The 23,610-nt window shown below is 53.0% G+C and carries 21 protein-coding genes and 1 pseudogene; 12 read left to right on the top strand and 10 right to left on the bottom strand.

Annotated elements, in window-relative coordinates; translation table 11 throughout:
* Window positions 1-213: 213 nt before the first annotated feature.
* From PXC00_RS03625 to PXC00_RS03605, 5 genes are all read left to right on the top strand, one after another.
* Window positions 214-1,968: a sensor domain-containing diguanylate cyclase gene (locus tag PXC00_RS03625; RefSeq protein WP_275845942.1), complete on the top strand. Its 1,755-nt coding sequence runs from the start codon at window positions 214-216 to the stop codon at window positions 1,966-1,968.
* A 34-nt stretch (window positions 1,969-2,002) separates the two neighbouring features.
* Entirely contained in the window at window positions 2,003-2,575 is a 573-nt protein-coding gene (locus tag PXC00_RS03620) for a uracil-DNA glycosylase (protein WP_275845941.1), read from the top strand.
* Between the two features lie 238 nt (window positions 2,576-2,813).
* Window positions 2,814-3,182, top strand: a complete 369-nt coding sequence (locus PXC00_RS03615; RefSeq protein ID WP_275845940.1) for a GntR family transcriptional regulator — start codon at window positions 2,814-2,816, stop codon at window positions 3,180-3,182.
* Entirely contained in the window at window positions 3,172-4,029 is an 858-nt protein-coding gene (locus PXC00_RS03610; RefSeq protein WP_275845939.1) for an ATP-binding cassette domain-containing protein, read from the top strand. The genes PXC00_RS03615 and PXC00_RS03610 overlap by 11 nt, the downstream gene beginning before the upstream one ends.
* The gene (locus PXC00_RS03605) at window positions 4,026-4,700 is read left to right on the top strand and encodes a hypothetical protein (protein ID WP_275845938.1); all 675 of its coding nucleotides are present in this window, start codon (window positions 4,026-4,028) and stop codon (window positions 4,698-4,700) included. Before PXC00_RS03610 ends, PXC00_RS03605 begins: the two co-directional genes overlap by 4 nt.
* Window positions 4,701-4,872: 172 nt before the next feature.
* Here the strand turns inward: PXC00_RS03605 and PXC00_RS03600 are convergent, their stop codons facing one another.
* The 6 genes from PXC00_RS03600 to PXC00_RS03575 all read right to left on the bottom strand — a co-directional run bounded on the left by PXC00_RS03600 (window position 4,873) and on the right by PXC00_RS03575 (window position 11,620).
* The gene (locus PXC00_RS03600; RefSeq protein ID WP_275845937.1) at window positions 4,873-6,123 is read right to left on the bottom strand and encodes a glycosyltransferase family 4 protein; all 1,251 of its coding nucleotides are present in this window, start codon (window positions 6,121-6,123) and stop codon (window positions 4,873-4,875) included.
* Entirely contained in the window at window positions 6,120-7,214 is a 1,095-nt protein-coding gene (gene wecB, locus PXC00_RS03595; protein WP_275845936.1) for a non-hydrolyzing UDP-N-acetylglucosamine 2-epimerase, read from the bottom strand. Before wecB ends, PXC00_RS03600 begins: the two co-directional genes overlap by 4 nt.
* 26 nt (window positions 7,215-7,240) lie before the next feature.
* A complete protein-coding gene (locus PXC00_RS03590) occupies window positions 7,241-8,344 on the bottom strand; it encodes a Gfo/Idh/MocA family protein (protein WP_275845935.1) in 1,104 nt (367 codons plus the stop codon).
* Between the two features lie 101 nt (window positions 8,345-8,445).
* A complete protein-coding gene (locus PXC00_RS03585) occupies window positions 8,446-9,765 on the bottom strand; it encodes a nucleotide sugar dehydrogenase (protein ID WP_275845934.1) in 1,320 nt (439 codons plus the stop codon).
* 86 nt (window positions 9,766-9,851) lie between these two features.
* Window positions 9,852-10,979, bottom strand: coding sequence for a DegT/DnrJ/EryC1/StrS family aminotransferase (locus PXC00_RS03580; RefSeq protein WP_275845933.1), 1,128 nt, complete (start codon window positions 10,977-10,979; stop codon window positions 9,852-9,854).
* 68 nt (window positions 10,980-11,047) lie between these two features.
* Window positions 11,048-11,620, bottom strand: a complete 573-nt coding sequence (locus PXC00_RS03575) for an acyltransferase (RefSeq protein ID WP_275845932.1) — start codon at window positions 11,618-11,620, stop codon at window positions 11,048-11,050.
* Window positions 11,621-11,972: 352 nt separating this feature from the next.
* On the opposite strand from PXC00_RS03575, the gene PXC00_RS03570 reads away from it, so the two are divergent.
* From PXC00_RS03570 to PXC00_RS03540, 7 genes are all read left to right on the top strand, one after another.
* On the top strand, window positions 11,973-13,151 hold the full coding sequence (locus PXC00_RS03570; RefSeq protein WP_275845931.1) for a DegT/DnrJ/EryC1/StrS family aminotransferase: 1,179 nt from the start codon (window positions 11,973-11,975) through the stop codon (window positions 13,149-13,151).
* Window positions 13,152-13,185: 34 nt separating this feature from the next.
* A complete protein-coding gene (locus tag PXC00_RS03565) occupies window positions 13,186-14,253 on the top strand; it encodes an ABC transporter substrate-binding protein (protein ID WP_275845930.1) in 1,068 nt (355 codons plus the stop codon).
* Window positions 14,254-14,909: 656 nt separating this feature from the next.
* On the top strand, window positions 14,910-15,842 hold the full coding sequence (cysK, locus tag PXC00_RS03560) for a cysteine synthase A (protein ID WP_275845929.1): 933 nt from the start codon (window positions 14,910-14,912) through the stop codon (window positions 15,840-15,842).
* Between the two features lie 376 nt (window positions 15,843-16,218).
* Window positions 16,219-17,493 (top strand): LCP family protein, encoded by a 1,275-nt coding sequence (locus tag PXC00_RS03555; RefSeq protein ID WP_275845928.1) that lies wholly within the window; start codon window positions 16,219-16,221, stop codon window positions 17,491-17,493.
* 134 nt (window positions 17,494-17,627) lie between these two features.
* Window positions 17,628-19,580 (top strand): methionine--tRNA ligase, encoded by a 1,953-nt coding sequence (gene metG, locus PXC00_RS03550; protein WP_275845927.1) that lies wholly within the window; start codon window positions 17,628-17,630, stop codon window positions 19,578-19,580.
* 16 nt (window positions 19,581-19,596) lie between these two features.
* Window positions 19,597-20,169 (top strand): GNAT family N-acetyltransferase, encoded by a 573-nt coding sequence (locus tag PXC00_RS03545; protein ID WP_275845926.1) that lies wholly within the window; start codon window positions 19,597-19,599, stop codon window positions 20,167-20,169.
* A gap of 61 nt (window positions 20,170-20,230) precedes the next feature.
* The gene (locus PXC00_RS03540) at window positions 20,231-21,022 is read left to right on the top strand and encodes a TatD family hydrolase (protein WP_275845925.1); all 792 of its coding nucleotides are present in this window, start codon (window positions 20,231-20,233) and stop codon (window positions 21,020-21,022) included.
* Window positions 21,023-21,108: 86 nt separating this feature from the next.
* Here the strand turns inward: PXC00_RS03540 and PXC00_RS03535 are convergent, their stop codons facing one another.
* The 4 genes and pseudogenes from PXC00_RS03535 to PXC00_RS03525 form a co-directional block, all read right to left on the bottom strand.
* Window positions 21,109-21,573: an IS3 family transposase gene (locus PXC00_RS03535; protein ID WP_316935086.1), complete on the bottom strand. Its 465-nt coding sequence runs from the start codon at window positions 21,571-21,573 to the stop codon at window positions 21,109-21,111.
* A 15-nt stretch (window positions 21,574-21,588) separates the two neighbouring features.
* Window positions 21,589-21,672, bottom strand: a pseudogene (locus tag PXC00_RS14115) (IS3 family transposase); the annotation flags it as partial.
* Window positions 21,673-21,800: 128 nt separating this feature from the next.
* Window positions 21,801-22,169, bottom strand: a complete 369-nt coding sequence (locus tag PXC00_RS03530) for a helix-turn-helix domain-containing protein (RefSeq protein ID WP_316935085.1) — start codon at window positions 22,167-22,169, stop codon at window positions 21,801-21,803.
* 206 nt (window positions 22,170-22,375) lie between these two features.
* On the bottom strand, window positions 22,376-23,509 hold the full coding sequence (locus tag PXC00_RS03525) for an iron-containing alcohol dehydrogenase (RefSeq protein ID WP_275846678.1): 1,134 nt from the start codon (window positions 23,507-23,509) through the stop codon (window positions 22,376-22,378).
* Between the last annotated feature and the right edge of the window lie 101 nt (window positions 23,510-23,610).

Raw genomic sequence — 23,610 nt, 5'->3', positions numbered from 1 at the left:
ATACTCTGTGAATTTTATTGTAATTTTTAAGTACTTGGTGTAATTCTTTCATATTAAAAATAAAATCTGCGTAATTCTATTTACACGCTTCTGTTTTTGCGATATAATTACTCTGATTACAATTGTGAATATTATTTTTGCAGTGAAAGACTGCAATCGGATAGATGTATTTTCTACTTTTTTCGTAAAAACACTTTTCGCAACAAGCCAAATATGCTACGATATAATTCGTACCGCAAAGAGGAATGGAGCAGTGCCATGGTAGATGTCCGCAAACCGCAAAAGGATCTTGACGACACCATCCGGCAGGACACCACATTAAACACGGTGCCCTGCGGGCTGTGCCGTGTCGCACTTGACGAAACGCTAAATGTCCTTGAGGCAAACGACCGCTTTTACGCACTTTTCCGTTACACCCGCCCCCAGGCGCTGCAAGCCGGCTTTACCAGCCTTTGTTTTATTCTGCCGGAAACAGACCTTACGCTTCTGCTGGAAGACCTGCATCGTGCACTGGCACAGCATCAGGATTTGTTTGAAAAAGAAGTGTATGCGGACTGTCGCAACGGGCTGCGAAAAGCGGTGTTGATGCGCTGCTACCTGCAGCGGTCGCCGCAGAGTGGTCTTCTGTGGTCTTTTATGGATTTGACCCGCCAGAAACAAATGCAGAGAAAAGTCCGCCTGAGTGAAGAAATGTGCAAGGCTGCCAGCCGGCAGTTCCACACGATTTTAGGCTACTACGATTTGACTTCACACTCTTTGACGTTTGTGTATACTATTGACAGTGACTGGGAGTTTCCCTCGGTGCTTTACGACCTGCCGGACTCCATTCTGGGCAGCGACCTGCTGACCCCCTCCAGCAAGCGTGAGCTGCGGCGCTTTTTCGACTTGTTGAATGCCGGTAAACCATTCGGGCAGTGTGTTCTGCAGGCACGCAAGTCCCTTTCCTCTCACTTCCTCTGGTTCTGCTTAAAGTACGTCTATGCCCCGGCATCCGACAACATGGGTGCCCACGCCATCATTACCATTCAAGACATAACCGCCGAGCGCGAAAAAGAAATTGCCTACGAAAAATGGCTGCAGAACTACGCTGAGCTTCGGCATGACTGCACTGCTTACTTTGAGTGTGACCTGACCGACGACCATCTGGAAAAAATAGAAAGCAGCAGCCGTGTGATTCTGGAAATGTGCAGCGGCATCTCCACCTATTCAGGTCTGCATGCACACGCGGCGTTTCACCTAATTTATGTGGACGACAAAAACCGCTTTTTTCAGATGTTTACGCGTGAGCATCTGCTTTCTGTCTATTACACTGGGCAGTACCGCGCCAGCCTGGAATTCCGCTACGCAACAGACACAACCACCCAACCAACCTGGTACTCCGTCACAGCGCAGCTGGTCAGCGACCCTTATGTCAAATCCGTACGCGCCTTTCTCACCGTGAAAAACATCGATGCAGAGAAGCGTGAGCAGCTGCAGCTGGAAAAAAGTTCGCAGACTGACTCGCTGACCGGACTGCTAAACCGCCGCACGCTGACTGAGCGTGTCTGCCAGGCACTGCTGGTTCGTTCCGAATGTATACAGGCCTTCGTCATCGTAGACTTAGACCACTTTAAGCACATCAATGACTCAAACGGTCACCAGTTTGGTGATAAGGTAATTAAAGATGTCAGCGAAGTACTGCAAGCGTGTGCGGCACCCACCGACATTTGCGGTCGGCTGGGCGGCGATGAATTCGTGCTGTTCCTGCAGAATATACCCACCGAGAAACAGCTTGCTGAGCAGATTTCCATGCTTTCCGCGCACATCTGCCACCGGTACGCCAACGGAATTTCTGTTTCTGCGTGCATGGGCGTCGCGCTTGTGCCCACAGCGGGCACAACGTTTGAGGAACTGTATAAAAAGTCAGATACTGCCCTTTACCATGCCAAGCACATCGGCGCGGGCAACTATGTGTTTGCCGACTGCTGAGCGCCCGCAAGACTGCCGATTCAGGAGGAAAAAGATGCTTTATCAAAACTGGGACGAATTGGAGTCCGCTTGCCGCGGATGTCAAAACTGCGCGCTGGCGGCCACCCGCACCAATCTGGTGTTTGGCATAGGAAACCCCAATGCCGGCATCCTGTTGATTGGCGAGGGTCCCGGTGAGCAGGAAGACCTGCAAGGCGAGCCATTTGTCGGGCGCAGCGGTCAGCTTCTGGACAAAATGCTGGACGCCATTGACCTGAACCGGCATAAAAACATTTACATTGCCAACATGGTCAAGTGCCGCCCGCCGAAAAACCGCGACCCCCTGCCGGAAGAGCAGGAAGCGTGCATCGGCTGGCTGCGTGCGCAGACCGCCCTGATGCACCCCAAAATCATTGTCTGTCTGGGACGCATTGCCGCCATGCGGATTCTCGACCCTAAAATCAAAATCACCCGCCAGCACGGTCAGTGGGTACAGAAAGGCGGCATCTGGATGATGGCGACGCTGCACCCTGCCGCACTGCTGCGCGACCCACGCAAGAAGCCGGAAGCCTTTGAGGACTTTCTCGGTCTGCAGGAAAAGATTCGCGAGCTCAACATTGACATTTGAATCCATCTTTGTTATTCCGCCTAAAACAAGAGCGAAGTCAGCTGGAACAAAAATACAGGAAGTCGCACCCTTCACCGGGTGCATTTTTTATGCCCGCTTTTGCAAAAATACGGTTTTGCACTGCGCCGGTCTGCAGGAATGCAAAAAAGGTCTTGACAAATCTTCTACCGCATGGTACATTACTTATACGGTTAATTACTTGTGTAACTAACCAACAGATTAAGAAAGGGGTACTGCAGTGTCTTTTCAGGAAGACCAACCGATTTTTCAACAACTAGCACATCAACTGGAAAACGGCATTTTGAGCGGTGCATATTCGGAAGGAAGCCAGGTGCCGTCCATTACGGAATATTCTGTTCTTTACAAAATTAACCCTGCCACAGCACTGAAAGGGATTAACCTGCTTGTGGATGCAGGCCTGCTGTACAAAAAGAGAGGGATTGGGATGTTTGTAGCTAAGGGCGCACAGGAGCAGCTGCGCCGCCAGCGCCGGGAAAGTTTTTACCGGGATTTTATCGACAAGGCAATCAAAGAGGCAAAAAACCTTGGATTGACAGAATCCGAGCTCACCGAAATGATGAAGAGAGGGTTTGAAAATGCCAATTGAAATCCAGAATTTAACGAAAATATTTCGAAAAGCCACTGCGCTCGACCAGGTGTCACTGACGCTGGGCGAAAACCGGATTTACGGGCTTTTAGGCAACAACGGTGCGGGCAAATCCACCTTGCTGAGCATCATCGCCGACCGGCAGCTGCCCAACAAGGGTTGTGTCCTGCTGGACGGCGAGCCAGTCCACAACAACGACCACGCCCTGCACAAGCTTTTTTTGGTGGGCGACCAAAACCTGTTTCCCAGTGACCTTAAAGTAAAGAAAGCCTTTGCCGCCGCAAAGCTGTTTTATCCGGAATTTGACCTGCCCTACGCGGAAAGTTTGGCGGAAAAGTTTGAACTGAAAACCAACAAGAAGATTTCTTCTCTTTCCACCGGTTACGCCTCCATCTTCCGGTTGATTCTGGGGCTTGCGGTCAACACCCCCTATTTATTCTTTGACGAGCCGGTGCTTGGTCTGGACGCACAGCACCGTGACTTATTTTATCGCCTGCTGATGGAAAAGTACGCGGAACGTCCCTGCACCATTGTGGTTTCCACCCATCTGATTGCGGAAATTGCAAACCTTGTGGAACATACGGTGATGATTCGCCGTGGAAAAGTCATCCGCGACTGCCCGACAGAAGAACTCATGGCAGCCGCTTACTCTGTCTGCGGCCCCGCCGCGCAGCTGGACCATTACCTTACAGGCAAAGCTGTGCTTTCCAGCCGGATACTCGGCGGCTTAAAAACCGCCTGCGTACAGGGAACACCGGAAGCTGAACCGCCCACCGGTCTGGAATTTTCTAAATTGGATTTACAGGCGTATTTCATCAGCCTGATGGAGGAGGAAAACCCACTATGAAAATGCATTTGAAGCCGATATTTTTATACTATTCAAAAGAATTGGCAAAAGGGATTTTGGCCTGCTTCCTTACCTTGCTTCTCATGGCGGCTTTGACCACCGCCATTCTGTATGTGAACGGCGAAACGATCAGCCGTACTTCCGTTTCCCTGACAGGCTCTCTCTTTATCTTCGCATTTGTCATTGCCATAGTCGCCGCGCGCAGCCAGATGCGGCTGGCGCTCCAGTTTGGCATTTCGCGCCTGACTGCCTTTGTCAATCATCTGCTGTGCGGTTTCCTTCTATCCGCTTTCCTATTTCTGTGCAATGGATTAACTGACAAAGGGCAGTTCTTTTTCAAATACGCGACGCAAAAATTTGCAGGACTCGTATTTACAGACGCCGTGTTTCAATTTCTGGTTCTCTTCTGTCTATATTTGTTCGGCACGTTCCTCTCCCTGCTTTTTTGGCGGTTGAACCGAACCGGCGCTATCGTGGTGATTGTATCCATGATCGTTCTGATAAACCTTGCATCCGGATTGTTTGGCGTCAATCTCATCCCTTTTGCCAAATGGTTAGTTGCTTCGCCCAGCCGCATTATTCTGCTTTTGCTGCTGCTTAGCGGAGCGTTCGGTGCCGGCAGCTGGTTTGCCTTAAGGCGCGCGAATATCCACGGCGCCGTTGCAGGATGATTGTAAAATCTTTCCGCATTTGCTATGATGAATTGAGAGGGAATTGGGATGGGACTTGGGTTTTGCATCAATTCTGTCACACAGCTTTGTCTGTATAAGCGCTTTCCAAGCAGGCAATGAAAGAAACTAAAAAATCCGCAGAAAGGCAACCGAATTGCTTTTCTGCGGATTTTTATTTTGCGGAAGTTGAATGCTTCAAATGCTGCTGCATTACATCTAAAAACTGCTTTGCCAGTACGTCATATTCATGGTGCGCTAAAATATACGCATGGCCGCGCTGCCCCATGGCGGCAAGCTCCTCCTGCGGCATGGCGGCAAGCTTCTGCGCCGCGTCCGCGATGGCGGTGCTGTCTTCCGGCGGAATGGAAATGCCGCACTGCGCCTCGGCAACCATATCATTGCCTGCCTCAATCGCAAAAATAACCGGTTTGCCCGCCATCATATAATCCATGAGTTTATTCGGGGAAACACCGAAGCGGAACAGCGGCTGGCGCTGCAGACCCACATACAGCGCATCCATCTGCGCCAGCAGTTCCGGCACCTGCGCACGGCCGACCGGGTCAAGCAACTCCACATTTTCCAGTGGTGCTGCTTTGGCTTTTAGCCGCTCACGCTCCGGCCCGGGGCCAATGAGCAGCAGCTTAATCTTTTTGCCCTGCAGCTTTTCGCCGGCTTCCACAAAGCTGTCCAGCGCATTGGCAACGCCGTGTGCGCCGGTGTAGGCAATCAGGAACCAGCCTTCATCATGCCACGCTTTCAGCTGCTTTTCATAAATCGGGTGCTCCGGCAGAGGTTTCTCCCAGTCCGCCTGTACAATGCCGTTTGGAATACAGGAGAATTTTTCCGGCTGCATTCCGTGCTCCACAAAATGTTCTTTCGAGCAGGGCAGCAGGCTGACAACGGCGTCTGCGGATTTACAGCACTCGTTTTCCGCCTTCTGCATCACCATGATAAACGGATGGTGCGCACTCATGTGCCCCAGCTCCATCGGGCTGAGGGGCCACAGGTCATGCACCTCATAAACCACCTCAGCGCCGTACCGCTTCGCAATCTTTTTTGCGGGGTAAATATCCAGCGGATAGGTACTGGAGGCAATCACCACATTGGGCTTGCCGACCGCACAAATCTGCTTCTGATAACGGTACACCCCGGTAAGGAACGAAAGGATATTTTGAATCCGGCCCACACCGTTTCCGGCATACTGCGGTCCGGCAATCCAGAACCAGCGGATACCGTCCATGGTTTCCTCCAGATACGGGCGACCCTGCAAATCCGGATTTTTGGTGCGCAGGTGGCTGTACGAGCTGGCAACCATGGTCACCGTGTGGCCGGCCTCGACCCAGCGCTTCGCCATAAAATACGGGCGGAACTCCATGCCGTGCTGCGGTGAACCCGCGTAATGCTCCAGATAGATGATGTTCATTGCTTCGGCCACTCCTTTTCGTTACAGACCGCACGGGCAATTTTTTCGCTGGCGTGTCCGTCCCCGAAAGGCTGTGCTTGGCGCGCCGCCGCGTTGGGCACGGTGTGCAGGGCTTTGTCCAGAATATCCGCCGTAGTCAGTTTGGCAAGCACGTTCCAGCCGCCTTCCATTGTTTCCACCCACTCGGTTTCGCTGCGCAGCGTCACGCAGGGCACTTCCATGAACCAAGCCTCTTTCTGCAAACCGCCGCTGTCGGTCAGCACCTGGCAGGCGCCGCTGGTCAGCAGCAGCATTTCCAGATACCCCACCGGGTCAATCAGCTGAATATTACGGTAGCCGCGGGTGCGGATTGCCTCCTCCGCAAGCGCGCGGGTGCGCGGGTGAATTGGTATCACCACACGCTGCGGCAGCTGCTCAAATGCGTCAAAAATGCGCACAATGGCATCTTCGCCGCCGTCGGTGGTTTCCGCGCGGTGCAGCGTTGCCAGGCGGTACGCTTTGGGTGCAATGCCCAACTGCTCGTAAATCTTTCGCTTCTCCGGATTTTGGCGCGCAACTTCGCGAAAATGCAGTACGCTGTCCAGCATGACATCACCGGAAACGGAAACGCCCTTGGTGATGCCCTCTTTCGCAAGATTTTTCACGGCGGTCTGTGTCGGGCAGAAAAGCCAGGTGGAGATATGGTCACTCAATATGCGGTTCTGCTCTTCCGGCATCCGCATATTGTACGAGCGCAGACCCGCCTCCACGTGCGCCACCGGAATGTGCAGCTTGCTCGCCGCAAGCGCGCCCGCCAGTGTGGAATTCGTGTCGCCGTAAACCAGCATGACGTCCGGCTTTTCCTCAAACAGAATTTTCTCAATGCCAATCAGCATTTCGCCGGTCTGGCGGCCATGCGTGCCGCTGCCGACACCCAGGTTATACGCCGGATGCGGAATCTGCAGCTCCTCAAAAAACACCTCAGACATATTCTGGTCATAATGCTGGCCGGTATGCACCAAAACCTCTGTGCAAAGCGGTTTCAGCGCGGCGGAAACCACACTTGCCTTGATAAACTGCGGCCGCGCACCTACAACTGTAACGATTTTCATTCGCTTTCTGCCCCCTGCCCGCTTTGTCAGCCGTTTACTTTCACGTCAGCGCTGCACATATCCGTGCTTGCAAAGGACAAACCGTCAAACTTGACTGCCTGCCCGGTTTTCTGGCTCTTGTATGCCGCAAGGATAATTTTCAGCGCCTTAATGCCCTCATAGCCGGAAACCAGCGGCTGTGTGCCGGTCTGCACCGCATGAATATAATTGGCGTACAACAGATTGTGCCCGCTGCCGTAAACATCCTTCGGGTCAGTGCCTGCCAACTTGGAAACCACCGCATCCTGTTCGGCAGGCTCTGCGAAGTTCCAGGTCTGCACACGGTTCACTGCCAAGCCGCCAATCACGGCACAGCCGGTTTTGCCGAAAACAGAAAGGGTTTCTTCCAGGTTTTTCGGATAAACGCACGCCGTACCCTCTACAATGCCGATGGCACCGTTTTTAAAGCGAATCAAAATGGAGCCGAAGTCCTCCGCCTCAATATCGCGCAGGTAGTTGCCGGTCATAGCCATGATGGTGTCCGGCTCGCCGCCGAGGCTCCACTGCAGCAGGTCGATATTATGAATGCACTGATTCATCAGCGTGCCGCCATCCTGTGCCCAGGTTCCGCGCCACGGTGCCTGCTGATAGTACGGCATGGTGCGGTTCCACAGAATGCGCGCGGTGCCGCTGACCAGCTTGCCGAAGCGGCCGTCCTCCAATGCCTTGTGCAGCTGCTGAATGGGAGCGTTGAAGCGGTTCTGATGGCAAACGCCGAGCGTCACACCCTTCTGCTCCGCGGCCGCCAGCATTTTCTCTGCGTCTGCAGTGGAAAGCGCCATCGGTTTTTCAATCAAAACGCTTTTGCCTTGCTCCATACAGTCCAGTGCAATGCGCGCGTGGTAGCCGCTTTCGGTTGCGATGGAGCAGACGTCAATTTCCTGCTCCTGCAAAGCTTTTTTGTAATCGGTATAAATCAGCGGTTCGTAGCCAGCCTGCTCCTTGAGCATAGCAGCCTTCGCCTCGGCGCGCTCGCGCACCGGGTCACAGACAACCGCCAAAGTCATGGTTTCCTGATTTGCTGCAGCCGCAGCAATATGATTCTTGCTGATTCGACCGCAGCCAATCAGCATAAAGCGCAATTTTTCCATCAGCGTGAAACTCTCCTTTACATAAATTTTGCGCTCTCCGGAACGGGAAGCGCAAAACCAAACAAAATGCATCTAACTTTTTTTGAGGAACCTGCCAAAGATTACAGCAATTCGATGTTGCTGTGGTCTTTCACATTCTTCATTGCATTGCGGGTATCGAAAATTTCCTTGGCAGTCTGCTGAATATGGTCATAATCAAAGCAGGTGTGCGCGGTGCAGACAACCACGATATCCGCATCCTTGAGCATCTGGTCGGTCAGTTCCTTTTCGCCGGTGTGCACCACACCCTTGTGTTTGTACTGCGGAATAAAGGGGTCGTAGAATGTGGTCTGTGCTCCCTGCTTAATGAAATGGTCAATTACATTGAGCGCCGGGCTCTCACGGTAATCGTCAATATCATTTTTGTAGGCAACACCCAGCACCAGAACTTTCGCGCCGTTGAGCGCGATTTTGTTCTTGTTGAGCACTTTCATGACGCGGTCCACAACATACTCAGGCATTGCCGTGTTGATTTCGCCGGAAGTTTCAATCAGACGGGTGTGATAGTCATACTCACGCGCTTTCCAGGAAAGATAGAACGGATCCAGCGGGATGCAGTGTCCGCCAAGACCCGGGCCGGGATAAAACGCCTGGAATCCGTAAGGCTTTGTCTTTGCCGCTTCAATAACTTCCCAAACGTTAATGCCCATGCGGTTGCAGATAATGGCCATCTCGTTTGCAAGGCCGATGTTGATGTTGCGGTACGTGTTTTCGAGCAGCTTTTCCATCTCTGCCACAGCAGGAGAAGAAACCTCGTAAACGCCGCCCTCCAGCACATTGCGGTACAAAGAAGCCGCAACCTCCGTTGCGTCTTTGCCGATGCCGCCAACCACTTTCGGGGTGTTTTTGGTTTTGTACTGCTTGTTGCCGGGGTCAACCCGCTCCGGTGAAAACGCCATGTAAAAATCCGTGCCGCACTTTAAGCCGGATTTTTCAAGAATTGGTTGCAGCAGTTCCTCCGTTGTGCCCGGATAAGTGGTGCTTTCCAATACGATGAGCATACCGGGATGCACATACTCCGCAACACTTTCGGTGGAGCCTTTCACATAGCTGATATCCGGCTGCTGGTGCGCATCCAGCGGTGTCGGCACGCAAATGGCCACTGCATCCACATCACGGATGAAAGAAAAATCGCTGGTCGCGCGCAGCTTGCCAGACTTGACTTCTTCTTTCAGGGTATCGCCGACAATATCACCGATATAGTTCTGCCCAGCATTCACAGAATCAACCTTTTGCTTTTGCACATCAAAACCGATGGTGGTGTACCCTGCACGGGCAAATTCGACTGCCAGCGGCAGGCCGACATAGCCAAGCCCAACAATTCCGATTTTGGCAGTTTTGCCGCTGATTTTTTCGAGCAGCTCTGCTTTCACATTTGCCATATTGATTTCCCTCATTTTTGTTAAGATGATTTTTATAGAAAAAGATAAATTGATATTCCTGATGGTCTGTAATATTTTTCCTTCGGTTACAGTTTCTGCAGAACCCGGCAGATATAATCAACTGTCTGGTCTTGAATATAGCCGTGCATCGGCAGGCTGAACACCGTCTTTGCCAGCTTTTCCGCCACAGGCAGGTCGCCCTCCTGATAGCCAAGCGGTGCGTAAACTTTCTGCAGGTGCAGCGGGCAGGGGTAATAAATAATGGACGGAATGCCCGCTTCTTTCAGTGCATCCATCACCTGCGTGCGCTGTGCTTCGCTTTCGGCCTTCAGTGTAAAGTAACCGAAGCTGGAATGGTACCCTGCACGCACAACCGGTGTCTGGAACTTGCCCTGCAAACCCGCCGCATAGCGCTGCGCGGCATGGTTGCGGTGCTCGTTCTCTTTCGGAAAAGCGTGCAGCTTCGGCAGCAGAATGGCCGCCTGCAGGGTGTCTAAGCGAGAATTAAGCCCCACGCGGATATTTTCATACTTCATGCTGCCCTTGCCGTGCACACGGATGGACTTTAAAAGTGCATACAGTTCCGGGTCGTCTGTAAAGACCGCGCCGCCGTCACCGTAGCAGCCAAGCGCTTTGGCCGGGAAAAAGCTGGTGGCAGAGGCATCGCCGAACGAGCAGGCGGCACGCTCCCCGATTTTACCGCCAAAGCCCTGCGCGGCATCCTCCAAAATCAGCAGGCCGTTTTCCTTGGCAATCGCTTCGATTTCCGGAAACTGCGCGGGCTGACCGAACAAATCCACCGCAATCACCGCGCGGGGGGTCAGCTTTCCCTCAGCCTTGACCTGGGCGACTTTTTTCTGCAGGTCTTCCGGGTCCATATTAAAGGTATCGACACGGCTGTCCACAAACACCGGTGTGGCGCCGCAAAGGCTGACCACCTCGCTGCTGGCGTAAAACGTGAATGCCGGCACAAAGACCGCATCCCCTTTTTGAATGCCCCATGCCATGAGCGGCATACGCAGCGCATCGGTGCCGTTGCCGCAGGTAACACAGTATCTGCGACCGGTGAAAGCGCACAGCTCTTTTTCCAGCTCCTCGACCTGCGGGCCGGAAATAAAGTGGCTGCCTGCAATGACGTCTGCAATGCCGGCGTCGATTTCTTCTTTCAGCGCAGCATACTGCGCGCCAAGGTCATTGAACTGTATTTTCTCCATGAATTTTTTACCTCCTGATGCGGAACCTGCCGGAGCGCCCCGCACAGCATCTTTCATTTCAATCTGTATTACTTGACCTCGTGCAGGCCGTCCGCTTCCTGCGCGTACTGCCGGCCGCACTTGGAACAATGCAGATGCTCGTCCAACTTTTCGCCGCACTCGCAGGCCCAGCCGCGCTGGCGGGCAGGGTTGCCCATCATGACGGCGTGCGCCGGCACATCTTTGGTCACCACGCTGCCCGCGGCGATAAAAGCATTTGCGCCAATCGAGTGGCCGCAGACAATCGTCGCGTTTGCACCGATGGAAGCGCCGTCGCCGATGGGCGTGGGTTTGTAAAACTGCGCCCCGCGCTGCGGATAGCGGCACCGCGGTCGCTGCACATTGGTAAATACCATGCTCGGCCCACAGAAAACGTAATCGCCAAGTTCCACGCCCTCGTAAACACTCACGTTGTTCTGAATCTTGCAATGGCTGCCGATTTTTACGCCGCCCGCCACAAAAACATTCTGCCCGATGGTGCAGTCTTCGCCGATGACGGCATCGGCACTCACGTGCGAAAAGTGCCAGATTTTTGTTCCGGCGCCGATTTGAGCGCCTTCGTCCACACAGGAGCTGGGGTGGACAAAATAGGATTCATGCATTTTCCTTGCACAGCTTTCTTTTTCATTTTGCAGGGCGCAGACGGATGCGCAGGGCAATCACCGCGTGCACGCCCGCTTCCCGCAGCAGCGCGGTCTGCTTCGCTGCAGGTGCACAGCCGACACCCCTTCCGAAGGATATCTATTAACCTATGTATTATAGTATAATCCTGTCCTATCGTCAAATATTTTGTTTCCAAAAAGCCGCGCGACGGCTTTCGCATTGACTTTGTACAGATTTTGGCTTATTATGTGAATATCTGTGGATTACAGTTATTTCTTTATTTTTTCACCGGCAGAGTTTCCAAAACAGCGCTGCCACAAAACTTTTGGAATCAAAAAAGAAGGATATGCAATGAGCAGTTTTAAAGTACGGGATCAGTTTATACCTTATAATCAACCGGATATTTCCGACGCGGAAATCAACGAAGTGGTTGACACCCTGAAGTCCGGATGGATCGCCAAGGGACCGCGCACGATGGAATTTGAGAAAAAATTTGCGGAGTATGTCGGCGCAAAGCACGCGCTGGCGCTGAATTCCTGCACGGCGGCACTGCACGTTTCTCTGCTAAGCGCGGGCATTGGCGAGGGGGACGAGGTCATCTCCTCCCCCATGACCTTTGCCTCCACTGCCAACACCATTCTGCACTGCGGCGCCAAGCCGGTCTTTGCCGACATTGACTACCGCACCGGCTGTATTGACCCGGCGGCAATCGCAAAGAAAATCACGCCGAAAACCAAAGCGATTGTGCCGATTCATTACAGCGGTCAGGTTTGTGACCTGGACGCCATTTACAAACTGGCGGATGAGCATGACCTGTACGTCAGCGAAGATGCCGCCCACGCCCTGTGGAGCCGTTACAAAGGCCGGCTGATTGGGCACAACCTGCAGGGCGCCGCCTGCTACAGCTTTTATGCCACCAAAAATCTGACCACCGGCGAAGGCGGTATGCTGGCAACCGACAGCGACGAAATTGACGCCAAAGCCCGCGTCTGGGCCGGTCAGGGCATGAGCCACAACGCCTGGAACCGTTACGCGAAGGGTGGCTCCTGGCGGTACGACATCTGCGAGCCGGGCTTTAAATACAATATGTTTGACATTCAGGCAGCGCTTGGCCTGCGCCAGCTGGAGCGCATGGAAGAAATGCAGCAGAAGCGTCTGAAGATTGCAGACTGCTACCAGGCAGCCTTCCAAAAATGTGACGCACTGGATCCGCCGTTCGTACCGGATTATACCACGCACTGCTGGCACCTGTATGTTCTGCGCATTGTGCCGGAAAACCTGACCATTGACCGCGACCAGTTTATTGTGGAACTGAATCAGCGCAACGTGGGCACCAGCGTGCACTTCATCCCTGTCACACAGATGAGCTATTACGTCAATCGCTACGGTTTCAAGCCGAACGACTTCCCGAATACAGAGAAGCATTTTGCGCGCATTATCAGCCTGCCGCTGTACCCGACTATGACGCAAGAACAGGTTCAGTATGTGATTGACGCCGTACTGGACATTGTTGAGAAATACCACAAGTGATGTGGAAACAGAATTCTGTCAGGAGGGAACGCTTATGAACCGCAACCGTACCGCCGCAGCTCTGCTGGCGGCGGTAATGAGTCTTTCCGCGGCTGCCTGCGGGGAAGAAACCGCTTCGTCGGTCATTCCGCTGTCAGCAGCCCCTAGCCGGGCGGTTTCCTCCGCTGTCAGCGCAGCGCCTGCGGCAAAATCCGCCGTCAAAGTAACTTTTGCGCTTGACCCGGACACCGCCGCTCCGCTGCTCGGCGGTCTTTACACTGCCGAAGCGGAAGGATACTTTTCCAAATGTGGGTTGGATGTCACATTTCAAACTGCGACATCCGCTGCGGATGCCGCACAGCTTGCAGCCGCCGGCACTGTGCAGTTTACAACGGCAGGTCAGAGTACCGCTTTTGCGCAGGCGCTGACTAGCGACAAGCCGCTGACCGCCGTTGCCGCCCTGCTGCAGCACAGCGATGCCGGCATTCTCTTGCCTGCGCCGCTGAAAATCACACGGCCGAAACAGTTGGAAAACGTGCTGTGTCAAACCGCCGGAAAATCCCTGCCCGCCGCCAAACTTGCCACGGTGGTGACCGCCGACGGCGGAAACGCCGCCCTGCTAAAAGCATCCGCAGAAGCCGGCACCAGCCTGACTGCTGTACTGAAAGCCGGAACAACCGCGGTTTGCGGCAGTTACAGCTGGGACGGCATGGTCAGCCGGCAGGCAGGCATATCCGCCAACTTCCTGTTTTTCCGTGATGTTTCGCCGGAACTGGATGATTACCCACTGTTGCTGGCTGCAAACAGCAGCTTTCTGAAAAAGCAGCCGCAAGCAGCAAAGGATTTTGTAACGGCAGTCAAGATGGGCTATGCTTATGCCGCCGCGCATCCGGAAAACACTGCAAGTCTGGTTTGCTCCAAAGTGCCTGCCCTGCAGAATCAAAAGTCGCTGGTGCAACGCAGCCTAATCTGGCTTGCCGGAAAATATACCGACGATGCCGCACGTTGGGGGCAGCTGGACACCGCACGTTGGAACCGCTTTTACACTTGGATGAATCAAAACAAACTGACATCCAAGGCGATTCCGCTTGGCACCGGCGTCACCAATACGTATCTGCAATAATTTCTGATTTTAGTAGTAAGGCAGTTTCGCAAATCCATGCGGAACTGCCTTTTTGCCTGTCACAGCAAGGGAGCAGATGCACACAGAGTCTTCTGAAAGCGCCGATATCTCCACCTTTCCATCAAAATAGCAGGGCACACTTCCCGCTTTCCCGCCAGCACCTGCGATTTTTCGTGAAATCTGTCTGTTTGTCTGTGTACTTGTTTATGCCTTTACAAATCATCATTTTCTTTTATACGATAAAGTTTCAAACAGCTCGCGATTCCTCAGCGCTTTTTCGGATTTATATCCCATTTTTTGTAAAATATTTTATCTGTAAAGTGTTTTACTTTTATGTTCGTTTGTCGTTAGCTTTACACACTTTCTTGTCGATTTTATGGATTTTGCGCAGCAGGCGCCGCTCTTTTGGCGTGGAAAAGTGCTCCGCTTTTTTCTCTTTATAAGGAAAAGAAGCACCGCAGCCTTGTGCAAATCATGTAGAGGAAGCCTTACTTTTTTGTATACTACACTAAACTTATAGGTTATATACGATTTTCTGCAAAAAGCAGTTGACATTCTGAAAGAAAGCGTTTATACTCTATACCATACCAATCATATATGAATAAATACAGATACAGCAGCTAACTAAAGCAGCTAACTAAATGGAGGGACTCATCATGGCAAACATTCATAAAAGCTTAACGGAACTCATTGGCGGCACCCCGCTTTTGGAGCTGACCAATTACGAAAAGAAGCATGACCTGAAGGCAAAAATCGTTGCGAAGCTGGAGTATTTTAATCCCGCCGGCAGCGTAAAGGACCGCATTGCACTCGCCATGATTGACGACGCGGAAAAGGCCGGCAAACTCAAGCCCGGCTCGGTTATCATTGAACCGACCAGCGGCAACACCGGCATTGGTCTGGCAAGCGTTGCAGCCGCACGCGGTTACCGCATTGTTCTGACAATGCCGGAAACCATGAGCGTGGAACGCCGCAACCTGCTGAAGGCATACGGCGCGGAGTTGGTTCTGACTGACGGTGCCGCCGGTATGAAGGGTGCCATTGCCAAAGCTGACGAACTGGCAAAAGAAACCCCCAACTCCTTTATTCCCGGTCAGTTCACCAACCCGGCAAACCCTGCCGCACACAAAGCAACCACCGGCCCGGAAATCTGGAAAGACACCGACGGTAAGGTCGATTTCTTTGTTGCCGGTGTTGGCACAGGCGGCACGCTTTCCGGCACAGGTGCTTACCTGAAAGAGCAGAACCCCAACGTCAAGGTGGTCGCCGTTGAGCCTGCCACTTCTCCGGTGCTGAGCCAGGGGCACGCCGGTCCGCATAAAATCCAGGGAATCGGCGCAGGCTTCGTGCCAAAGACACTGGATACCAAAATTTACGATGAAATTATTGCTGTGGACAATGAGCCTTCCTTTGTAATCGGCCGCGAACTGGCAAAAACCGAGGGCCTCTTGGTTGGCATCTCCTCCGGTGCAGCCATTTGGGCCGCCACCGAACTGGCAAAGCGTCCGGAAAACGCAGGCAAAACCATTGTTGTGCTGCTGCCGGACACCGGTGACCGCTACCTTTCCACCGCACTGTTCCAAGACTAAGTTCCATTGCCCAGTGCACAACCAACACAACCCCAAACCATCTGTATCAAACAAAAAACCGATGCTTACAAAGCACCGGTTTTTTTATCGCATGGTAAAAACAACTGCCAAAGCGCTGCCTGCCATCAGCGCAGCACACAGCAGGGCAACAATCCGGATGATAAGCTTCCGCTTTTTTTCCCGCATAAATTCTTTCCTTTCCGCGCAAATGCAATTGCAATTTTTTACTTTCTTCTATACAATTATAGTAGGGCTTTACAAAAAGTCAACTGACTGCAAAAGAGTTACAGAAAGTTTACATAACTTGACACGCGACTTTGCAGACACTACAATGTAGCTAGCTTGCAATTTTACTGAGTAAATGAGGGATACGAAAATGGCAACCACGCCTCAAAATAATCGGAAGCGCCCCGCTGCGTCCGGCCAGCGGCCGCAGACGCGTCCGCGCTCCCCTTATCCGCAGGGCAGCCGGGATATCTACTCCCACTCCGCGCGCCCGCGCACCGGACGGGAGCCGATGGTCGATCTTTCTTCCTACAGCAACCCTCGGCGCACGCCTGCCGGTGCACGGCGCGCGGCAGCACCTACCCGACAGCAGCAGGAAGCGCAGGTGCGCTACCATGACGGGTTCGACCCGGACGACCAGGCAACGCCTGTCAGCCGCCGCCGGGCAGTGGAGTCTTCTCCGGTACATGGCACCGCACACCGGCGCAGCGGCAGGCACCACCGGCTGCGCAACACGCTCTGTATTCTGCTGGTACTGCTCCTGATTCCTTTCTTCTGGCTGACCTCTCTGTTTTCTCAAATGGACCGAACCCACAATACCGTAAGCCAGAGCACCTACGCCCGCACACCGCAGTATGCGCCGACCTGGAGCATCAAGTCCAGCCCGTGGATTACCAACATCCTGCTCATCGGCATGGACCAGGACTCCGGCGGCGGAGCACGCCGCAGCGACTCCATGGTTCTGCTTTCAATTGACCGGCAGCACAGCAAGCTGAAAATGACCTCCTTTTTACGCGACACCTATGCGGAAATTCCAAACCACGGCAGGCAGAAACTCAATGCAGCCTTTGCCTACGGCGGCCCCGCTATGACCATGCAGACGCTGGAAAACAACTACCGCATCAAAATTGATAAATATATTGCCGTGGATTTTGACTCCTTTTCCACCATCATCAGTGACCTGGGCGGCATTGATGTTTCGCTGAACGAAGGGCTGTGCGAGCAGTTTAACAAAAACCTCGGCACACACTTCACCCCCGGCAAATACACACTCAAAGGCGTGCAGGCGCTGTACTATACCCGTATCCGCAATTACGGCAACGACTACGGCCGCGCCGAGCGGCAGCGTGAGGTCATTGGGCAGCTGCTGAAAAAGATGGCTGCTGCCGGCCCGTTCAAGCTCAGCAGCCTGCTGCACAAAATTCTGCCGCTGATGTGGACAAACATCAGCGCCACGGAGCTTGCCGCCACTTGTATGCTGAATCTGCCGGCTGTGGCCTTCCCACAGAAAACCCAGCAGATTCCCGCAGACGGCACCTTTGACGGAAAAACGCTGGGCAGCGCCGGCTGGGTTGAGGTAACCGACATGGAAAAGAACTGCACCCTGCTGCGTCAGTTTATTTATGAAGACAGCTCTCGCGACTAAACGGAACTATGGAAATCCTTCCCGAAAAGCGCGGTGACCCCGCGCCTTTTTTCGTTCTATGCGCGGAATTGTAATTTTCGCGCTTTTCGTGTATAATAAAAAAATAATCTGTTCAAATAAGTGGAGGCAGAAACATGGAGAAAAAGACATTTTACATCACAACGCCCATTTACTATCCTTCCGGGAAGCCGCATATCGGCCACAGCTACTGCACTGTGGCATCTGACGCCATCGCCCGGTATAAGCGAATGCAGGGCTTTGATGTCATGTTCCTGACCGGCACGGACGAGCACGGACAGAAAATCGAGCAGAAAGCCGCAGCCACGGGTATTACCCCCAAGGAATATGTGGACGGCACCACCAAGGTTTTTCAGGATCTGTGGAAGCTTCTGGATATTTCTAACGACCGCTTTATCCGCACCACAGACGCTTACCACGTCAAGGGCATTCAGAAGATTTTCCGCACCCTTTACGAAAAGGGTGAAATTTATAAGGGCAAGTACACCGGCTGGTACTGCACAGACTGCGAATCCTTCTGGACGGAAACCCAGCTGAAAGACGGCAAGTGTCCCGACTGCGGCCGCGAGGTCAAGTGGGAGGAGGAAGAAGCGTACTTCTTTAAGCTTTCCAGTTACGCCGACCGGTTGCTGAAACTGTACGAAGACCGTCCGGACTTCATACAGCCGGAAAGCCGCAAGAACGAAATGATCGGCTTTATTAAGCAGGGACTGCAGGATTTGTGCGTTTCCCGCACCAGCGTCAAGTGGGGCGTTCCGGTGGATTTTGACCCAAAACACACTGTTTACGTCTGGTTAGATGCCCTGCCGAACTACATCACTGCTCTGGGTTACGGCAGCGACGACGAAAGCGACCTGCACAAATACTGGCCGGCAGACGTGCAGTTTGTAGGCAAGGAAATCGTGCGATTCCACACCATTATCTGGCCGGCAATCCTAATGGCACTGGATTTGCCGCTGCCGAAACAGGTGTATGGCCATGGCTGGCTGCTGTTTGGCGACGGCACAAAGATGAGCAAGAGCAAAGGCAATGTGGTTGACCCCTACATCCTCTGCGACCGCTATGGCGTGGATGCCATTCGCTACTTTTTGCTGCGCGAGATTCCTTTTGGCAGCGACGGTCTGTTTACCAATGAAGCGCTGATTAGCCGCATTAACGCCGACTTGGCAAATGACCTGGGCAACCTGCTTTCCCGCACCACAGCCATGGTACAGAAATACTTTGGCGGTGTGATTCCGCAGGAGCAGGAAACCGCCGCACCGGACGGTGAGCTGGAAGCAATGGGCAGTGCGCTGCGTGCAAAGTGTGACGCCGCCATCGACGGCTACCAGTTCAGCAAAGCACTGGAAGAAATCTGGCGCTTCATTTCCCGTACCAACAAATATATTGATGAAACCGAGCCGTGGGCACTGGGCAAAGACGATACCAAAAAAGCGCGTCTGGCTGCAGTCATGGACCACCTCTGCGAGGCGTTGCGCATTGTTTCCGTTTTGCTGACGCCGTTCCTGCCGAACACCGCGCCGAAAATACAGGCACAGCTTGGTCTTTCTGCGGCTGACTGCACCTATGCAAGCGTAGAACGCTTCGGGCGCTTCCCCGCCGGCCGTACCGTTGCCAAAGGAGAAACCCTGTTCCCGCGCATTGATGTGGAAAAAGAAATTGAGGAACTGAACAAGCTGATTCCCAGCCCCAACACGGAAAAGGCAGAAGAAAGCAAGGTCAAAGAGGAACTTGCCGGGGTGGCACAAATCAGCATTGATGACTTTGCAAAAATAGAACTGCGCGCCGCAAAGATTGTAAACTGTGAAAAAATCAAACGCGCCAAGAAACTGCTGAAGCTGACCCTGGACGACGGCACCGGCGAACCCCGTACCGTCTGCAGCGGCATTGCGCAGTGGTACACTCCGGAAGACTTGATTGGCAAAACGATTGTAGTCGTTGCAAATCTGAAGCCTGCCAAACTCTGCGGTGTGGAAAGTCAGGGTATGATTCTGGCGGCAGACGCTGGTGAAAATGACGTAAAGGTCGTTTTCCTGGACGGCGTACCTGCAGGCAGTAAAATTCGGTAAAAAGGAGATTCCCCTTATGCAGCATATCGGAACGCAAGAAATCGAGACGCCGCGCCTTCACCTTCGCCGTTTCACAGTGGAAGATGCCCCCGCAATGTTTCGCAACTGGGCAAGTGACCCGGAAGTCACGCGCTACCTGACCTGGCAGCCGCACCCCTCTGTGACGGACACCGAAGCCACTTTGGCACGGTGGGCTGCCGACTACGAAAAGCCGGATACTTACCGTTGGTGCATGGAATGGAAAGCAACCGGTGAAGTCATCGGCAGCATCGATGTGGTGGATGGCAATGATAACGTCCGCCGCGCGGAAATCGGTTACTGCATGAGCCGCCGCTTTTGGGGACAGGGCATTATGACCGAAGCCCTGATTGCGGTGGAGGATTATCTGTTTTCCAAAGCCGGTTATAACCGTGTGGAAGCCTGTCACGATGTCCACAATCCCGCTTCCGGCAAAGTCATGCAGAAAAGCGGGATGCAGCAGGAAGGTGTGCTGCGCCAGCACCATGCAAACAACCAAGGGAATCCGGTGGATATTGCCGTTTACTCGATTCTTTATGACGAATGGAAACTGATGAATCGAAACAAATAAAACGCAAAACAGGACTGCCGCTTGATGCAGCCCTGTTTTCCTATAAAAGGAGGACTGGGCATTGTCCTATCAGCATATTTTTGACAGCCACGCACACTACGATGACGAAGCGTTTGACGCTGACCGCGAAACCCTGCTTACTGAACTGCCGCAGAAAGGAATCTGCCATGTCATTGACTGCGGCGCGGACTTTGCCGGATGTGAAAAAGCCGTTGCTTTGGCACGTGCATACCCCTATATCCATGCAGCAGTCGGTATGCACCCAGAGGAGATTGGAGCAGACCCACAAGCGTGGCTGCCCAAACTGGAAGCCCTGCTGCAAAAGAAAGCAGAAAATAAAATCGTTGCAGTCGGAGAAATCGGCTTAGACTATCACTTTGCGGAAAACCCGCCGCACGAGGTGCAGAAAGCCGCTTTCACCGCGCAGCTGGAGCTTGCCGCCCGCTTTGGCCTGCCGGTCATTATCCATGACCGGGACGCTCATGCCGACACACTGCAACTGCTGCAAAAGTACCGCCCGCGCGGCGTGGTTCATTGCTTTTCCGGCAGCGTGGAAATGATGCGCGAAGTGGTGGCATTGGGAATGTACATTGGTTTGGGCGGCGCAGTAACGTTCAAAAATGCAAAAAAGCCGGTGCAGGTTGCCGCCTCTGTGCCACTGGATCGCCTGCTGAATGAAACTGACTGTCCGTACATGGCGCCGGTACCGTTCCGTGGCAAGCGGTGCGACTCCTCGCTTATCCCCTACTCTGCCGAAGTCATTGCCGCCGCGCGCGGCATCACCGCGCAGGAGATATTGGACGCGGGGTGCCGAAACGCACAGGCGCTTTTCGACATTTCCCTGGAGGACTAAACCGCAGGACGAAACTGATACCTGTTACAGAAAAACTGCCATGGGAGCCTCTGAATTGACCCAAAAAAGTTAGACAAATAATTTTATTAAGCAACCGAAAGGGCTTGTAGTCTGTGAATCGCAGGCGGCAAGCCCTTTCGCTTTGCCTTAGAACGGCGGTTGTTGTAGTAATCGAGATAGTCAATGAGTTCGGTCTTGAAATGCTCCATGGACTCGAATTCCTGTAAATACAGCAATTCTGTTTTTAGTAAGCCAAAGAAATTTTCTATCACAGCGTTATCCAAACAATTGCCTTTGCGGCTCATGCTCTGTCGAATCCCTTTTTCTTTGAGCATTCGTTGGTATTGTTTGTGCTGGTACTGCCAGCCCTGGTCAGAATGTAAAATAAGATTGGTTTTGTCCGGAATTCTTACGAAAGCCTTGTCCAACATCTGGGTCACCATGGAGAGCACAGGTCTGTCGGAGATGGTATAGCTGACAATATCTCTGCTGCACAAATCAAGAATTGGCGAAAGACAAAGCTTCTGACCGAACAGACTGAATTCCGTCACATCGGTCTTGTGGTTCAGCGGAAAGCCGCGGTGCCCCAGTTCCTCTGTAATACGCCGGTAGCCATAGCGACCTTTGTTTTCGTGATAGATTGCAGCAATGGCTTCTTTGGCACTGCCATATTTATCTGCCTTTGCCAGCCGTTTTTCATGGTAGTAATAGGTCGAACGCGCAAGCTGGGCGACTTCCAGCAGAATGTCCAGTGAATAACTTTGCCTCAGTCCTCGAATTACCAGCGTTTCTTGCGCGCTTTTCGCTCGTCTTCCAAAACCAAGGCTTGCAAGTTTTTTAAGTATGCCACCTCCGCACGCAGACGTTGATTCTCGGCAATCAGGTCTTCTTCCACCTTCAGCGGCAACTTTGCCGGACGGCCTTTTCGCGTGCCGCTGGCGGCACTGGCACGTCCCCGTCGTTCTACAGCCAGACCTTCAGGACCTTCTGTGAGATAGATACGCTCCCATGAGGCAATTCGCTTAGAATCACTTACTTCAAATTGTCGAGCGGCTTCACAGTAGCTTAACTTCTCCTTACGCATCGTTTCCACTACCATAACCTTGAATTCCGGCGTATAGCGTTTGTTTGGTATTCCTTTTGGCATATAAAAACACCCCTTTAGTTATTTCAGTATATCATACTGTCTAACTAAAAGGGTGCAGTTCAGTCTCCCACGGCAGTTTTTTAGACTTTATTTTCACATGGGGTGTGTTCTGTCAGATTTTTAAACGCTGTCAGAGTTAATCAAAGTATCATAGTTACCATAAAACACAATGCACTATGTAAAGCTTCTAAATAGCGTAATCCCGCTTATCCGATGGCTTCCAGATAAAGTTCAGAGAGTTCAGATGCCGTAAACTGCACCGGGTGGTTCTGCATACTGCCTGCGGAAACTTTGATACAGTTCTCCGTCATCCACGGCACGTCTTCTTTGGTGATGCCCTGCTCGCCCAGCGTCAGATGCAGGTCAATTTCATCCAACAGTGCTTCTATGCGAGCCACGCAGTCGGTTTCATCCCTGCCGCCCAGTCTGCGGGAAATTTCCGAAAATTTCTGCGGTGCTCCCGCAATGGAGCGTCGGTAAACCACTGGCGTCAACGCCGCCAGTCCGCGCCCGTGCACGATGTTTTTCAGCCCGCTTGCCGGATGCTCCATACCGTGCGGCCCAGCCACACCCGCCGTGTGAATCACCATGCCGCCCAGGGTGCTGCCCCACGTCAGCGACTCCCACGCACTTTGGTTTTGCGGGTCGCGATAAACCACGGGCAGGCTCTTTCCGATGCGTTCGATTCCATCCAGTGCCATGATGTCAGTCATTGGCTGGGCACTGCGGGAAAGGTACGCCTCCATGTTGTGACACAAGGCGTCAAAACCGACGGAGGCCAGCACCGACTTCGGCATAGTTGTCATCAGTTCAGGGTCAATGAGCGATGCTTTGGCGACAATCATCGTTCCGCGCAGGGACTTTTTGTCCTTGGTTTCCGGATTAGAGAGCACCGCAAAACCGTTGCCCTCACTGCCCGTTCCGCAGGTAGTCGGCACAAGCACCAGCGGCAGCGCCCGGTGGGAAACCTTCCGCCCGAAAATGTAATCACTGACATCGCCCTCATTGCACGCCATAAACGCAATCCCTTTGGCGGCGTCCATGATGCTGCCGCCGCCGAGTGCAACCACCACATCGCAGGATTCGCTTTTGACAAGTGCCACGCCCGCTTCCACCGTTGTGGTCAGCGGATTCTGCTCCACCTGGTCAAACAGCACCGGCAGCACGCCCGCCGCCTGCAGCAGCTCAACGGAACGTCCCAACAGACCGGATTTTTTCGTACTGTGCCGGCCGGTAACGACCAATGCTTTTTTCCCGTACTTCGCCGTCTGTGCGCCAATCTGCGCAGAAACACCGCGCCCGAAAATCAAATGAACCGGAAGATGATACTCAAACTGCATATTCTGTCGCTCCTTTTTCGCAGGAATAAAATAGGAATCCTGCAAAAGAAAAAGCGAAGGTGCCCGACAGCTGACCTGCCGGAACACCTTCGTTCCTTAAC

It is taken from the genome of Caproicibacterium argilliputei (genome assembly GCF_029211325.2).
Classification (GTDB): Bacteria; Bacillota; Clostridia; order Oscillospirales; family Acutalibacteraceae; genus Caproicibacterium; species Caproicibacterium argilliputei.
Note: the sequence above shows the minus strand (reverse complement) of the source record. Positions and strands in the feature narration are given on the sequence as shown.